The 15182-nt window shown below is 72.2% G+C and carries 12 protein-coding genes; 8 read left to right on the forward strand and 4 right to left on the reverse strand.

Annotated features, from left to right (window positions below):
- Window positions 1-86 precede the first annotated feature (86 nt).
- From ADL34_RS19240 to ADL34_RS19255, 4 genes are read left to right on the forward strand one after another with little or no spacing between them, the layout of a single operon-like run.
- On the forward strand, window positions 87-1388 hold the full coding sequence (locus ADL34_RS19240; RefSeq protein ID WP_062669529.1) for an ABC transporter substrate-binding protein: 1302 nt from the start codon (window positions 87-89) through the stop codon (window positions 1386-1388).
- A 10-nt stretch (window positions 1389-1398) separates the two neighbouring features.
- Window positions 1399-2355, forward strand: coding sequence for a carbohydrate ABC transporter permease (locus ADL34_RS19245; protein WP_062669531.1), 957 nt, complete (start codon window positions 1399-1401; stop codon window positions 2353-2355).
- Window positions 2352-3170 carry a carbohydrate ABC transporter permease gene (locus ADL34_RS19250; RefSeq protein WP_062669533.1) on the forward strand — a complete coding sequence of 273 codons (819 nt, stop codon included), beginning with the start codon at window positions 2352-2354 and terminating at the stop codon, window positions 3168-3170. Before ADL34_RS19245 ends, ADL34_RS19250 begins: the two co-directional genes overlap by 4 nt.
- Window positions 3167-5548: a beta-glucosidase family protein gene (locus ADL34_RS19255; RefSeq protein ID WP_107115679.1), complete on the forward strand. Its 2382-nt coding sequence runs from the start codon at window positions 3167-3169 to the stop codon at window positions 5546-5548. The genes ADL34_RS19250 and ADL34_RS19255 overlap by 4 nt, the downstream gene beginning before the upstream one ends.
- Window positions 5549-5619: 71 nt before the next feature.
- Here the strand turns inward: ADL34_RS19255 and ADL34_RS19260 are convergent, their stop codons facing one another.
- Entirely contained in the window at window positions 5620-5790 is a 171-nt protein-coding gene (locus ADL34_RS19260; protein ID WP_055620292.1) for a hypothetical protein, read from the reverse strand.
- A 192-nt stretch (window positions 5791-5982) separates the two neighbouring features.
- On the opposite strand from ADL34_RS19260, the gene ADL34_RS19265 reads away from it, so the two are divergent.
- Together ADL34_RS19265 and ADL34_RS19270 are read left to right on the forward strand one after the other, a co-directional pair.
- Window positions 5983-6558 carry a dihydrofolate reductase family protein gene (locus tag ADL34_RS19265; protein WP_062669535.1) on the forward strand — a complete coding sequence of 192 codons (576 nt, stop codon included), beginning with the start codon at window positions 5983-5985 and terminating at the stop codon, window positions 6556-6558.
- 326 nt (window positions 6559-6884) lie between these two features.
- Window positions 6885-8069, forward strand: a complete 1185-nt coding sequence (locus tag ADL34_RS19270; RefSeq protein ID WP_062669537.1) for a polyketide synthase — start codon at window positions 6885-6887, stop codon at window positions 8067-8069.
- A gap of 13 nt (window positions 8070-8082) precedes the next feature.
- Here the strand turns inward: ADL34_RS19270 and ADL34_RS19275 are convergent, their stop codons facing one another.
- Window positions 8083-10245, reverse strand: coding sequence for a SpoIIE family protein phosphatase (locus ADL34_RS19275; RefSeq protein ID WP_062669539.1), 2163 nt, complete (start codon window positions 10243-10245; stop codon window positions 8083-8085).
- Window positions 10246-10475: 230 nt separating this feature from the next.
- On the opposite strand from ADL34_RS19275, the gene ADL34_RS19280 reads away from it, so the two are divergent.
- Window positions 10476-11432, forward strand: coding sequence for a GlxA family transcriptional regulator (locus ADL34_RS19280; protein WP_062669624.1), 957 nt, complete (start codon window positions 10476-10478; stop codon window positions 11430-11432).
- Between the two features lie 111 nt (window positions 11433-11543).
- Window positions 11544-12542, forward strand: a complete 999-nt coding sequence (gene gap, locus ADL34_RS19285; protein ID WP_062669541.1) for a type I glyceraldehyde-3-phosphate dehydrogenase — start codon at window positions 11544-11546, stop codon at window positions 12540-12542.
- A 74-nt stretch (window positions 12543-12616) separates the two neighbouring features.
- On the opposite strand, the gene ADL34_RS19290 is transcribed toward gap, so the two are convergent.
- On the reverse strand, window positions 12617-12913 hold the full coding sequence (locus tag ADL34_RS19290; protein WP_062669543.1) for a hypothetical protein: 297 nt from the start codon (window positions 12911-12913) through the stop codon (window positions 12617-12619).
- 89 nt (window positions 12914-13002) lie between these two features.
- Window positions 13003-15126 (reverse strand): SpoIIE family protein phosphatase, encoded by a 2124-nt coding sequence (locus tag ADL34_RS19295; RefSeq protein ID WP_062669544.1) that lies wholly within the window; start codon window positions 15124-15126, stop codon window positions 13003-13005.
- Between the last annotated feature and the right edge of the window lie 56 nt (window positions 15127-15182).

A 15182-nucleotide genomic window follows, 5' to 3' on the forward strand; every position in this document is an offset into this window, starting at 1 on the left:
GGACCGTTGACCCGATGGGGGCTCTGACCTACTGTCCCACCGCATGGACTTTCGGCGATGAAGCCGAAACTTTCGAAAGGCGAACGATGAAGACACGTGCGCGCTTGCCCAGACTGGTCGCCTGCGGTGCGACGCTCACCCTCGCGCTGACGCTCTCGGCCTGTGGGGACGGCGACGGGGGCTCGGGGTCCGACGGCAAGATCCATGTCCTGGTCTACGGGGACGCCACCAACAAGGTGGAGAAGCAGCTCGTCGAGAAGTTCAACAAGACCTCCGACGTCAAGGTCGTCCTCGACACCATCCCTGGTGCGGACTACCAGAAGAAGCTGCAGACGATCATCAACACCCCGCAGGCCCCGGACGTCTTCTTCAACTGGGGCGGCGGCAGCATCAAGCCCTTCGTCAAGGCCGGCCTCCTGATGCCGCTCGACGACTTCATCGAGAAGAACCCGGATCTGGAGAACAAGTTCCTGCCGTCCGTGTTCAACAACGCGGTGGTGGACGGCAAGCCGTACGGCGTCCCGATGCGCGGCACCCAGCCCGTCCTGCTCTTCCACAACAAGAAGGTGCTCGACGAGGCGGGCGTGAAGCCGCCCAAGACCTGGGACGAACTGCTCGACGCCGTCACCGAGCTGAAGGCCAAGGGCGTCACCCCGATCGCGCTCGGCGGCGGCGACGTCTGGCCCACCCAGATGTGGTTCCAGTACCTCTACGACCGCGTGGCCGGCCCGGAGCTGTTCGCCAAGGCCATCGGCGGCGACAAGAGCGCCTGGGAGAGCCCGGACAGCAAGAAGGCGCTGAACATGATCAGGGAGCTGGTCGACGCCGGGGCCTTCGGCAAGAACTACGACTCGGTCAAGTACACCAACGCCGGTTCCGTCCAGCTCGTCGCGTCCGGCAAGGCCGGCTTCGAGCTGATGGGCTCCTGGTACTACTCCCAGCAGCTCACCGACCACCCGGACTTCGCCGAGAAGAGCCTCGGCTACACCGCCTTCCCGACCATCTCCGGCGGCAAGGGCGACCCGAAGAACGTGGCCGGCAACACCAACAACTACTACTCGGTCATGAAGAAGACCAAGCACCCCGAGGCCGTCGCCGAGTTCCTGAAGCTCATGTACTCCGACGACTTCGTCAAGGCGCAGCTGGACATCGGCAACCTGCCGACGACCACCAACACCAAGGACTTCCTCGACAAGGCCGCCGACCCGAAGTACTCCCGCTTCCAGTACGACCTGGTCGCCGACGCCCCCTCGTTCCAGCTGTCGTGGGACCAGGCGTACCCGCAGAAGGCCAGCTCGGACATGCACAAGGCCATCCAGCAGTTCTTCAACGGACAGCTCGACACGGACGGCTTCATCAAGGCCATGCAGGCCCTCCCGACCGACTGACGAACGGCTCATGACCACACAGATCACGAGCGCCCGGCCCGCCGCCGGCCCCCGCAAGGGGGCCCGGCGGCGGCCGCCCGCCTCGAACGCCACGAAGGTGGGCCGCCCGAGCTTCGCCTGGGCGCTGCCCGCCGCAGTGTTCTTCGCCCTCTTCGCGATCGCCCCGCTCGTCATGGTGGCGGTGCTGTCCTTCATGACCTGGGACGGCATCAGCTCCCCCGAGTTCGTCGGCATGGACAACTGGTCGCGTCTGGTGGACGACCCGGTGATGCTCGACAGCATCTGGCTGACCCTGCTCCTGACCGTGCTCGGCGTCGTCATCCAGACCCCGCTGAGCGTCGTCCTCGGAGTCTGGGCCGCCGGCAACCAGCGCAACCGCGCGGTGCTGTCGGTCATCTACTTCATCCCGCTCCTGCTGTCCGCCACCGCCGTGTCGGTGCTCTGGCGGGCACTGCTCGACCCGAACTTCGGTATCCCGGCGGAGGCCACCTGGCTGTTCGGCGACGGCAACCTGTTCGGTGAACAGGCCACTGCCATCGGGGTCCTGGCTTTCGTCGCCACCTGGCAGTTCACCCCGTTCCACACCCTGATCTACCAGGGCGCCGCCCGGGCCGTCCCCGAGGTGCTGTACCAGGCCGCGGAGATCGACGGAGCCGGCCGCTACCGGCAGTTCTTCCACATCACCCTGCCGCAGCTGCGCAACTCGATGATCACCTCGATGATCCTGATGATCGTCGGCGGACTGACCACCTTCGAGACGGTCCTGATCCTCACCCAGGGCGGCCCCGGCACCGACACCACCATCAGCGCCTACTACATGTACGACAAGGCGTTCAAGAGCTTCGACTTCGGCACGGGCTCCGCGATCGCCCTGGCACTGGTGGTCGCGGCCACGATCATCTCGCTGATCGTCGTCCGGGTGTCCGGCTACGACAAGATGCGCAGCACCATGGAGGGTGTGTCATGAGGCGCCGCCCCAACTACCTGGCCGGCGCCGGCTCGCTCGTCTGGCTCTTCGTCGTCGGCCTGCCCCTGTACGTGATGCTCGCCGCGACGCTGCGCACCCGGCAGGACTACGCCGAGAACGGCCCGGTCTCGATACCCGACAGCTTCACCCTGGACAACTACGCGGGCGCCTTCGACTCGGGCTTCGGCCAGTACTTCCTCAACACGCTCGTCGTCACGGGCTGCGTGATCGGCATCGTGCTGCTGCTGGTGCCGCCGCTCGCGTACGCGATCGTCCGCAGCCGGGGCCGGACCACGTCCGCGATCTTCCGGCTGTTCCTGCTCGGACTCGCCATCCCGGCCCAGGCCGTCATCGTGCCGATGTTCTACCTCATCAGCGAGGCCGGGCTGTACGACAACCTGCTGGGCGTCATCCTGCCCACAGCGGCGTTCTGCCTGCCGATGTCGGCGCTCATCCTCAGCGGCGCGATGCGGGACATCTCCCCGGAGTTGTACGAGGCGATGGCCATGGACGGCGCGAGCCCGCTGCGCATGTTCTTCCAGCTGGTGCTGCCGCTGTCCCGGGGCGGTCTGTCGACCATCGTCGTGTTCTCGGCGCTCCAGGCGTGGAACGGCTTCCTGTTCCCACTCGTCCTGACCCAGTCCGACTCCACCAAGGTCGTCACGCTGGGTCTCTACAACTTCCAGACCGAACACGGCATCGACATCCCCGGCCTGCTGGGAGCCGTGGTGCTGTCCATGGTGCCCATCCTGCTCGTCTACCTGTTCGCCCGTCGCGCCCTCGTCCGGGGCCTGATGGGTGTCGGAGGAAAGTGAACACCGACGTGGCCGTAGAGACCACCCCCGAGACCCCCCTCTGGAACGACCCCGCCCAGCCCGTCGCCGCCCGCGTCGACGCGCTGATCGGCGCCATGACCCTGCAGGAGAAGATCGCCCAGCTGTACGGCGTGTGGGTCGGAGCCTCCGACCAGGGCGGCGAAGTGGCCCCGCACCAGCACGACATGGAGGAGGCCGTCGACCTGGACGCCCTGCTCCCCGCCGGTCTGGGCCAGCTCACCCGCCCCTTCGGCACGGTGCCCGTCGACCCCGCCCTCGGCGCGGTGTCGCTGATGCGCACCCAGGCCCGGATCGCCGGCGCGAACCGCTTCGGCATTCCCGCGCTCGCCCACGAGGAGTGCCTCGCCGGCTTCGCCGCCTGGGGCGCCACCGCCTACCCCGTCCCGCTGTCCTGGGGCGCCACCTTCGACCCCGCGCTGGTCCGCTCGATGGCCGAGGCCATCGGCCGGGACATGCGCTCGGTCGGCGTCCACCAGGGCCTCGCGCCCGTCCTGGACGTGGTGCGCGACGCCCGCTGGGGCCGCGTCGAGGAGACCATCGGCGAGGACCCGTATCTCGTCGGGACGATCGGCACCGCCTATGTGAGCGGCCTGGAGGCGGCCGGCATCGTCGCCACCCTCAAGCACTTCGTCGGCTACTCCGCCTCCCGCGCGGGGCGCAACCTCGCGCCCACCTCCGTGGGTCCGCGCGAGCGCGCCGACGTGCTGCTCCCGCCGTTCGAGATGGCGATCCGCGAGGGCGGAGCCCGTTCGGTGATGCACGCCTACACCGACACCGACGGCGTGCCCTCCGCCGCCGACGAGGCGCTGCTCACCGGACTGCTCCGGGACACCTGGGGCTTCGACGGCACCGTCGTCGCGGACTACTTCGGCATCGCCTTCCTGAAGACGCTGCACGGCATCGCCGGTGACTTCGGCGACGCCGCGGGCACCGCCCTGAAGGCCGGTGTCGACGTCGAGCTGCCCACGGTCAAGACGTTCGGGGCGCCCCTCGTCGCGGCCGTCACCGAGGGCCGGGTGCCGGAGGAGGTCGTCGACCGCGCCCTGCGTCGTGTCCTCACCCAGAAGGCCCAGCTCGGCCTGCTCGACCCGGACTGGAGCCCCGTACCGCCCGCGCTCGACGGCGCCGACCTGAGCGACGCCGAGGCGCTGCGCGGCAGGATCGACCTGGACCGCACCGCGAACCGGGAACTGGCCCGGCGGATCGCCGAGCAGGCGGTCGTCCTGGTCAGCAATGACGGCACCCTGCCCCTCACCCGCCCCCGCCGGATCGCCCTGGTCGGCCCCAACGCGACCGAGGCCACCGCGGTGCTCGGCTGCTACTCGTTCCCGCTGCACGTCGGCGTGCAGCACCCCGAGTTCCCCGTCGGGCTCGAACTGCCCACGCTGCGGGACACGTTGACGGCCGAGTTCCCGGCCGCGGAGATCGTCTCCGTCCGCGGCACCGGTGTCGACGACGGGGACCTCTCCGGCATCGGCGCGGCGGCCGACGCGGCCCGTGACGCCGACGTCGTCGTCGCCGTCCTCGGCGACCGCGCGGGGCTGTTCGGGCGCGGGACGAGCGGGGAGGGCTGCGACGCCGAGTCGCTGGCACTGCCCGGCGCCCAGCAGCAGCTGCTCGACGCGCTGCTCGACTCCGGTACGCCGGTCGTCACCGTCCTGCTCGCCGGGCGGCCGTACGCCCTCGGCCGGGCCGTCGCCGAGAGCGCGGCGATCGTGCAGTCGTTCTTCCCGGGCGAGGAGGGCACCCGTGCGATCGCGGGCGTCCTCAGCGGCCGTACGAACCCGTCGGGGCGGCTCCCGGTCAGCGTGCCGCGCGGTGCGGGCGCACAGCCCTCCACCTACCTCGGCGCACGTCTCGCCCAGGCCAGCGAGGTCTCCAACATCGACCCGACCCCTGCCTTCGGTTTCGGGCACGGGCTGTCGTACACCACGTTCGCGTGGGGCGATCTGGCGGTCGGCACCGGACAGGCGCCCACGGACGGGGAGTTCACGCTGGCCCTGACGGTCCGCAACACCGGTGACCGTACCGGGACCGAGGTGGTCCAGCTCTACCTGCACGACCCGGTCGCGTCCGTCGTCCAGCCCGTCCAGCGTCTCGTCGGCTACGCCCGCGTGCCGCTGGAGCCGGGCGAGGCGCGCCGCGTCCACGTCACCGTCCCGGCCGACGTCGCCTCGTTCACCGGGCGCGACGGGCATCGCGTCGTGGAGCCCGGCGAGCTGGAACTCCGCCTGGCCGCGTCCAGCAGCGACACCCGGCTGACGGCGACGGTCACCCTGACCGGCCCCGCCCGCCGGGTGGACCACACCCGCCGCTTCCACGCGGTCCTGACCCAGGAGCCGGCGGAGCAGGTCTGAGACACGCGGACGAGCGCACAGCGAAGGGCCCGGCCGAAGCCGGGCCCTTCGCTGTGCGGTGATGCGCTACGTCACCATCGGTACCAGCGGCCACGACCACCACCCGCGGTGGTGGAGCGCATCACGAAGCCGAGCAGCCACACGACCAGCACGACGACCGCGATCCACCACAGGGCCTTGAGGGCGAAGCCCGCACCGAACAGGATGAGGGCCAGAAGAAGAACAAGAAGCAGGGGAACCATAGTTATCAACCTCCTGACCCTCGATTGCCCTGCGATCCTCAATCCATACACCGAGGATGCCTTGTTTATGCAGGGAAAGCTGGGGCAGGCGGTGACGTTGCGCAACGGCGGGCGATGAGTATCGCCCCGGGCGGCGGTCTATAGGAGCAGTACCGCCGAGCAGTACCGCCCTCGCACCCCTGGAGCCTCGCCATGACCGCCACCTACACGTTCGACGTCTTCTCCAGCCTCGACGGATTCGGTGCCGCCGGCGGTGACTGGACGGGCTACTGGGGCAAGCAGGGCCCCGAGCTCCTCGAGCACCGCCTCTCGCTGTACACCGAGCAGCAGCGGATGGTGTTCGGCGCCCACACCTACCGCGCCTTCGCCCAGTTGATCGCCTCGGAGACGGAGGAGGCGGTGCACGACCCCTGGGTCACCCGGATGCGCAACATGCCGGCCACGGTGGTGTCGAGCACACTCCAGGAGCCCCTCGACTGGCCGGACGCCCGGGTCGTCCGCGGGGACGCCGTGGACGTCGTCGCCCGTATCAAGGAGGAGTCGGAGGTACCGCTCCGCTCGCACGGGAGTCTGTCGATGAACCGGGCGCTGCTGGCCGCCGGACTCGTCGACCGCGTCCAGGTGACGCTGTTCCCCGTGATCACGGGCAGGACCGGCCTGGACCCGATCTTCCAGGGCGCGGCCGACTTCGATCTCGAGCTGATCGACCACCGCACGCTCGACGGGCACATCCAGGAGCTCACCTACCGTCCGACCCTGCATCCCTGACCGCGTCCGCACCTCGACGTGCCCCGAGCCCCGGAGGGTTCGGGGCACGTCCGCGTTCCGGGCGGACCACCCCGGCTGACGCCCGGTCAGTTCACCCCTCCTGTGCGCGGTGTCACAGACATCACCCGCCATCCAAGTTGCCCACATCACAGCGGAAATGCCCGAATAGGCCCAAGCTCGACCAGGACACAGAGGCCCGAACTGGGCCTTATCGGCGTCGATTTGGATATGCCTACCTAAGTGACGCACGCCACAGCGCCGGTGACGCACGCCCCCCGCGCCCGCCGTAGCGACGTACGCCCCCGCTCCCCACGAGAGGTGCCACCATGCCCGCGTTCCTGTGCCCCCCGGCCGTGATCCACGGCGAACACACCGTGAAGACCAGCGAGATCGTGGCCGAGGTCCACGACCGGCATCCCGACGCCGCGTGGGCCCCGCGCGTCGAGGGCATCGCCGCCAGTACGGGAATCGAGGCGAGGGGCTGGATGCTGCCGCTCCAGTCCGCCGTGGCCCCCGGCCGGGGGAACGGTCTCCCGGCCGCCGGCGCCGGCGCGGCCCGTGCCGCACTGGCCCGTGACGGGTTCACCCAGCAGGACGCGGACCGGGTGATCGCCGCCCTCGAGGCGATACCCGCGCCGCAGACCGTCCAGGAGCGCACCGCGCCCGCCTGGGAGGCCGTGCAGGCGTACGGCGAGCGCGCGGCGCGCGGCGCCCTCCAGAGCGCCGGGCTCGACGCCTCGGACGTCGACTGCGTGATCACCAGCAACTCCACCACCCCGGCCCTGCCGGGGCTGGACGTCTCCCTCGCCAACCGGCTCCCGCTGCGCGAGGACGTGCTGCTGCTCCCCGCCACCCAGTGGGCCTGCATCGCCGGGACCCGCTCGCTGGCCCTGGCCGCCGACCTCGTGGCCGCAGACCCCGACCGGGTGGTCCTCGTCGTGATCTCCGAGGCGCTGAGCACCACCTACCAGCCCGCCGACGACACCCTGGAGTCGCTGATCGTCCGGCTGCTGTTCGCGGACACGGCGGTCGCCGCCGTCGTCACCGGCCGCCCCCGGCCCGAGTCCGTCCTGCGGCTGGACTCCTCCTGGAACCACACCCTGCCCGGCACCCAGGACCTGCACCGCCTGGACACCCGCGCGGACGGCACCCACTTCGTGATGGACCGGCGCGGCCCGCGCGCCGTGCAGGAGACGGTCACCGCCATGTGGCAGTGGCTCCAGGAGCGCTACGGAGAGCACCCCGAGGCCTGGCACCCCGACGTGCTCCTCGCGCACCCCGGCGGGACCCGGGTGCTGGAGTACATGGAGCAGACGATGCCCGAGGCGTGGCCGTCCGGGCTGCTGGAGTACAGCCGGGACAGCTACACGAGCGGCAACCGCGGAGGCGCGGCCGTGTTCGACATCATGCGCCGGGCGCACGACGCCGGGCAGCCGGCGGGCAGCCGCGCGGTGCTGTACGCGGCGGCGCCCGGCCTCACGGCGACCGCCCTGGAAGGCGAGTGGCTCTAGGTCATCGCGCCTCTCACCGTCCGACCGACGCCCAGACCACCTTGCCGTCGTCGGTCCAGCGCACGCCCCACCGGGTGGTGAGCCCGTGCACGACGTGCAGACCGCGGCCGCTGTCCGCGAGGAGCTCCTTGCGGGCCAGCCGGGGCCTGCCGTTGCCGGTGTCGCCCACCTCGCACAGCAGCTGCCCGTGCCCGGTCCTGATCAGCCGAACCGTGAGGGGGCCGCGGGCGAAGCGGACCGCGTTGGCGACCAGCTCGCCGACCACCAGCAGCACGCTGTCCCGCGTGTCCTCCCTGGTCCCCCACCGCTCCAGCAGCCCGGTGACCAGCGCCCGCGCCCGGGCCGGCGCGTCGCCGCGGGCCGGCATCCGCCAGGTCGCCGTGTCCTCCTTGCGGTAGCCGATCATGCGGGCGAGCAGCAGGGTGACGTCGTCGCGCCGGTGCGGGGGCGCCAGCGAGGCGACGACCCGCCGCGCCGCCTGATCCAGCCGGTCCCACGGGTCCACGGCGGACACCGCGTCGGACAGCCGGCCGATGCCCTCGTCGATCGACATCGCGGGATCCTCCACCAGGCCGTCGGTGTAGAGCGCGAGCATCGCACCGGGGGGCGCGGCGAACGTGTACACGTCGAACGGCTCGCGCAGCGCGAACTCGGCGCCCAGCCCGGGGTGCGGGCGCACCGCGACCGGGCCGGCGGTCCCGTCCGGGGGTACCAGGACCGGGGGCAGGTGCCCGGCGCTGGCCAGCTCCACCCGGTGGCTGACCGGGTCGTACACGGCGATGCAGCAGGTCGAGCCGAGGGCGCTGTAGCCGGCGGCCAGCCCGGACTCCGCGTCGTCCAGCAGGGACACCGTCTCGTCCAGGTGCTCCAGCACCTCGCCGGGCGCGAGCCCCGCGGACAGCAGCGCGCGGGCCTCCATGCTGAGCTGGCCCATGGTGGCGGCCGCTCCGAGGCCGTGCCCGACGACGTCCCCGACGACCATCGCGGTGCGGCCGTCGGGCAGCGGGAAGCTGTTGACCCAGTCCCCTCCGACGCCGGCGCTGTCCGGGGTGGCGGGCTGGTAGACGCTGGCGGTCTCGATGGTGTCGCCCGCGGACCGGGGCAGCAGGCGGCGCTGCAGGGCCAGGACCTGGGTGTGCTCGCGCTGGTGCTGACGGGCGAGGTCGACGTGGTGGGCGGTCCGGGCGACCAGTTCCCGCAGGTCGAACAGCTCGCTGTCCTCGAAGGGCCGGTCCGCGCGCCGCCACACCTCCGCCACGCCCAGGACGACGGGCGGCTCGCCGTCCAGCACCAGGGGCACGCACACCACACAGGCCGCCTGGTCGCCGGGGATCAGGGTCCGGGCGAGACGCGGGCTGCCGAGCACCCGTTCGATGGCCGCCCGGTCGGGCAGGACGACGGCCTGCGCGGGATCGTCGCGCCGGATCGCGTGGGACAGGAGGCGGCTCGCGTCGCCCGGCAGGTCGTCGCCGGGCGTGACATAGCCGTCGGGCCACGCCCGGTCCGGTACGAGGGCGGCGCGGCGCAGCCGGACGCGCCCCTGCGGGCGGCCGGCGACCACCTCGCCGGTCCACACGGCGAAGTCGAGGTCGATGGCGGCCACGTCGCCCCAGGCCAGCAGGGACTCCGCCAGCGACTGCGCGGTCTCGCCGATGTCCAGCGAGGTGCCGATCGCGGTCTCGGCGGCGTACAGGTGCAGCCGCCTCGCCATGGCGATCAGGGAGACCGTCAGGCCCTCCTGGGGCGGGGCGGCGGCCAGGATGCTCATGGAGACGACCAGCTCCGAGCCGTCGCGGCGCCGCAGCCGCTGCACCCGGGCGACATGCGGTTCACCGGTGTCGAGGACCTGCCGCAGCCTGCGGGTCACCGTGGGGACGTCCCCGGGCGGCAGGAGGTCGACGAAGGGGAGCCCGGGGACGGGTTCGATCCCTTCGAAGACGGGGGCCTCCAGGTTGAAGTCCGTGATCCTCAGGTCCCGGTCCAGGTTGACGGCGCCCAGTATCTGCTCCGGGCGTCCCCCGCCTCGCCGCGGCCGGTCGCGCTGCCGCGGTGTGTTCTCGCCGCGCGGCGTGCCGGTACCGGGCTCCTCGTCGTCCCCGTGCGGGATGTACTCCCCCAGTGCGCCGCTGACCATGTCGTACGGCGACGCAGACGACGGAGGAGGCGTGGAGTCCATGCGGTTCTCTCAGCTCGCTCGCCGGCCACGGCACACCGCCGGGGCCGTACCGGAACCAGGGTGACGGGATCCCGAGATCTCTGGCCGCACACCTCATTGAATAACACCCGGCTCGGCTTCGCCCACAGCAGCGGGCCGGAGAGCGGTCACGCGGAGTGACGGGCGGGGTGACGGACGGCGGAGGCGCCGGGGACGCCGGCCAGGTCCGGGGCCTCCGTATCCTCGTCCCCGTGTCACTCCCCCGTCTGCACCGTGTCGCCGTCCTCGTCAGCGAGGGCGCCAAACCGCTCGACGTCGGCATTCCCGCGCAGGTCTTCACGACCCGGGCGAGCATGCCGTACGAGGTGCGCGTGTGCGGGGCGACGCCCGGTCTCGTGACCGGCGGGGACGGGCTGTCGTACGCGGTCGCCCACGGCCTGGACGCGCTCGCCTGGGCGGACATCGTCTTCGTGCCGGGCTACCGGCATCCGGACCGCGACGACCCGCCCCGGCCGGTCGTCGACGCGCTGATCGAGGCGCACGCCCGGGGCGCGCGGCTCGCCGCCATCTCCACCGGTGCCTTCACGCTCGCCGCCACCGGCCTGCTCGACGGGCGGCGCGCCACGACGCACTGGCACTACACCCGGGCCCTCGCCGCCCGGCATCCGCAGATCCAGGTCGACGAGAACGTCCTGTTCGTCGACGAGGGCAGCGTGCTGACCTCGGCCGGTGCCGCATCTGGTATCGACCTGTGCCTGCACATCCTGCGCGGCGACCTCGGGGTGGCCGCCTCCAACCACGCGGCCCGCCGGCTGGTGGCGGCCCCGTACCGCAGCGGCGGGCAGGCCCAGTACGTCCCGCGCAGTGTGCCGGAGCCGCTGGGCGAGCGGTTCGGCGCCACCCGGGAGTGGGCGCTGCGCCGGCTCGGGGAGCCGTTGACCCTCGACGTCCTGGCGCGGCAGGCGGGGGTGTCGGCACGCACGTTCTCCCGGAGGTTCGTGGAGGAGACCGGCTACACGCCCATGCAGTGGGTGATGCGGGCCCGGATCGATCTGGCCCGTGAGCTGCTGGAACGGTCGCAGCGCAGTGTCGAGCAGATCGCCGCCGACGTCGGGCTCGGCACCGGCGCGAATCTGCGGCTGCACTTCCAGCGCATCCTCGGCACGACGCCGAGCGACTACCGGCGCACGTTCACGCAGGGCGAGTGAGGCGTCCCGGCCCCGCTGGCGGGATCCTTGCGAACCGTGGCGGTCGCGCCACTGTCCGCCGGGGGCGGCGCGCGCGAGCCTGGGTGGTGGCAACAGGAAGGGACACCACTCATGACTCGCATCGCCATCAACGGTTTCGGCCGCATCGGACGCAACGTGCTGCGCGCCCTGCTGGAGCGCGACAGCGCCCTCGAGATCGTCGCCGTCAACGACCTGACGGAGCCCGCGACGCTCGCCCGGCTGCTGGCGTTCGACAGCACGGCCGGCCGCCTCGGGCGCCCGGTGACGGTCGACGGGGACACCCTCGTGGTCGACGGGCGGCGCATCAAGGTCCTGGCCGAGCGTGAGCCGGCGCAGCTGCCCTGGGCCGAGCTGGGCGTGGACATCGTGCTGGAGGCCACCGGCCGGTTCACCTCGGCGAAGGCCGCCCGCGCGCACCTGGACGCCGGAGCCCGCAAGGTGCTGGTGAGCGCGCCGTCGGACGGCGCGGACGTCACCCTCGCCTACGGCGTCAACTCCGACTCCTACGACCCGGACCTGCACACCATCGTCTCGAACGCCTCGTGCACCACGAACGCGCTCGCGCCGCTGGCCAAGGTGCTGCACGACCTCGCCGGGATCGAGCACGGCTTCATGACGACCGTGCACGCCTACACCCAGGAGCAGAACCTCCAGGACGGCCCGCACCGCGACGCCCGGCGTGCCCGCGCCGCCGGTGTCAACATCGTCCCGACGACGACCGGCGCGGCCAAGGCGATCGGCCTGGTCCTGCCCGACCTCGACGGCAAGCTGTCCGGCGACTCGATCCGGGTGCCGGTACCGGTGGGCTCCATCGTCGAGCTGAACACGACGGTCGCGCGGGACGTGACCCGCGAGGACGTGCTCGCCGCCTACCGCGCCGCGGCCGAGGGGCCGCTCGCCGGCGTCCTGGAGTACTCCGAGGACCCGCTGGTGTCCTCCGACATCACCGGCAACCCCGCCTCCTCGATCTTCGACTCGGCCCTGACCCGCGTCGACGGCCGCCACATCAAGGTGGTCGCCTGGTACGACAACGAGTGGGGCTTCTCCCACCGCGTGATCGACACGCTGGAACTGCTCGCCGCGCGCTGAGCGGTGACGGGATGTGAAGCGCCGGGCGGAGGTGACCGCCCGGCGCTTCACGCGGCCCGGCCCGGTCCGGTCCGTCACAGACAGGACGGCGTGGCCGACGGCGCCGGCACTCCGCCTTCGGTGTGCCCGCGAACCTCCGCGCCGGGCGCGGGTGTCACGGGATCGTCCGACTCCTCCTCCAGCCCCAGCCGGTACCGCAGCAGGAGCAGGGCGGTGGTGTCGGCGACCGGGGCCAGGCGTTCCAGCAGGGTGCGGATGGCGGCGTCGTCCCCGGCCCGTACGGCCGTGACGATCCCGCTGATCAGGGTGCGCACGGGCTCGGGGACGGGGTGGCTGTCGTCGAAGGGGGAGAGCGCTGGTCTGCAGTCCATGCCTCCCTGTACCCGGTGCACACCGGCCTAGAGTCACTCGTTCGGGGGACTTCTCAACAGCAAGCTCCGGCACGGACTTTGAGGGGCCGTCAGCGGTCGGGTCGTACCAGGAGCAGCGCGATGTCGTCCGGGTTCGCCGCCGCCTGTCCGGCGTGTTCGAGCAGGGCGTCGGCCAGGGCGTCGAGGTCGTCGGGGGCAAAGGCGGCCAGACGGCCGGTGACGGCGGAGATGGCGTCGTCGATGTCGACGCCGGGCCGCTCGACGAGTCCGTCGGTGTAGAGGGCGAGGACGGCACCGGGCGGAAGGGGGACGTCCACGGTGGCGTAGTCGGCCTCCGGGGTGATGCCCAGCAGCAGTCCGGCGGGGGCGGACACCGGTTCGGCCCGGCCGTCCGGGTGGCGCAGGAGGGCCGGCGGGTGTCCGGCGGTGGCGAGCTGTGCGGTGTGCCGGGCCAGGTCGAGGTGGACGATGAGGCAGCTGACGAACAGGCCCGGGTTCAGGTCGGCCAGGAGCCGGTTGGTGCGGGCGAGGATGTCGCCGGGTGAGACCCCGGACGTGGCGTGCGCGTGGACGGCGGTGCGGACCTGGCCCATGAGTGCGGCGGCCGTCGTGTTGTGCCCCTGGACGTCACCGATGGCGGCGATGGCGCTCGTCGGGGTGCGCCGGATCAGGTCGTAGAAGTCGCCGCCGATGTCCATGCCGTGGCTCGCGGGACGGTAGCGGGCGGCGGCGTCGAGCCCGGGGACGTCGCCCAGGCTGCGGGGCAGCAGGGCGTTCTGCAGGGTGTGGGCGACGCTGTGCTTGGCGTCGTAGAGCCGGGCGCGGTCGAGGGCCTGGGCGATCAGCCCGGCGAGCGAGGTGAGCAGCGCCCGCTCGGCGGGCGGGAAGGCGCGGGGCGCGTCGTAGGCCAGGACGAGGGAGCCGACGGGGCGGCCCGAGACGATCAGTGGCAGGAAGGCCCAGGAGACCATGTCGTCCTGGTGCCGCGCCGGCGGATAGGCGCGCCGGAGGTCGTCGAAGCTCGGGAAGAAAGCGGCCGTTCCGGTGCTGACGGCGCGCACGGCGGGGGTGTCGGAGGTGAGGGACATCGTCTCGAAACGGGAGATCAGCTCACGTCCGAACCCCCGGTGACCCGCCATTCGCAGTCGGCCCCCCTGCAGGGTCTGCAGGGCCAGCGCCCTCGGGCCGAACGCCGGCACGATCTGGTCGGCGGCCAGTTCGACCACGTCCTTGACTCCGGCGGCCTCCCCGAGGGCGGCGGCGACATGGGTGAGGTGGTAGAGCGCCGCGGCACCGACGGGCTCGGCGGGATGGGGGGCCGCCACCGTGGCGTGGGGGCTGTCGGCCGCCTCGTCGGCGGGGGCGATGTGGACGCTGATGCCGGTCTCGTCGGGGTGGAGCCTGAACTCCAGCCGGGTGTCGGGCGGGCGCGTCGCCGTGAACGTGGTGGACCGGCGGGTGACCACCGCCGCCCGGTAGCGGTCCTCGAAGAGCGGGTCGTGCAGCCAGAGCAGCACCTCCCAGGGCCGTTTGCCCAGGAGCGCGGCGGCACCGGCCCCGACCATGTCGGCGCCGGCCGCGTTGATGTACGTGAGCCGCCCGTCGAGGTCGAGCGCGCAGCAGCCGAGGGGCAGGCGTTCGGCGAAGGCGAGGGCCGCCATCGCGTGCCGGGGGTCGGCGTCCTGCCCGTGGGGCGCGACCACCAGGTGTGGTTCGTCGGGGATCTCGGGGAGATGGCCGCTGTCGGCGGCGCGGCGCAGGAACCCGGCCGCACGGGCGCATCCGGTGGTGATCGCCTCGCGCTCGGCGGCACTGAGCTGCGGCGGGTGCCACACGGGCCACAGCAGCACCACACCACCCCAGACGGGGCCGCCGTCGGTGATCGGGGCGGCGGCGAGCATGAAGTCGTAGGGCAGGACGATCCCGAGCCGCGGGTAGCGGCGGGCGGTCTCCTCCTGGCTGCCCAGCCAGATCAGCCGGCGGTCGCGGATGGCGTCGACCACGGGGATCGCCGTGTCCATCGGGATCCTCGCCCAGGGCGCCGCGATGCGGTGCGACACCCCGGAGACCAGGGCCAGGCGCAGCAGCCGGTCCCCCGGCGTCAGCACGTACGCCATTCCCACCGACGCCCCGGTGTTCCGGACCAGGTCGGCCAGCAGGGAGTCGGGCAGTTCGGCCTCGGGACCGGAACCGCCGTCCGTCACGTCCCGCACGGCCTCACCCGGTCCGCGCGCCGCGCCGCACCCGCCGGGCACGGGTCACCGCCCGA

The organism is Streptomyces sp. NRRL WC-3605 (genome assembly GCF_001509795.1).
GTDB classification, from domain to species: domain Bacteria; phylum Actinomycetota; class Actinomycetes; order Streptomycetales; family Streptomycetaceae; genus Streptomyces; species Streptomyces viridochromogenes.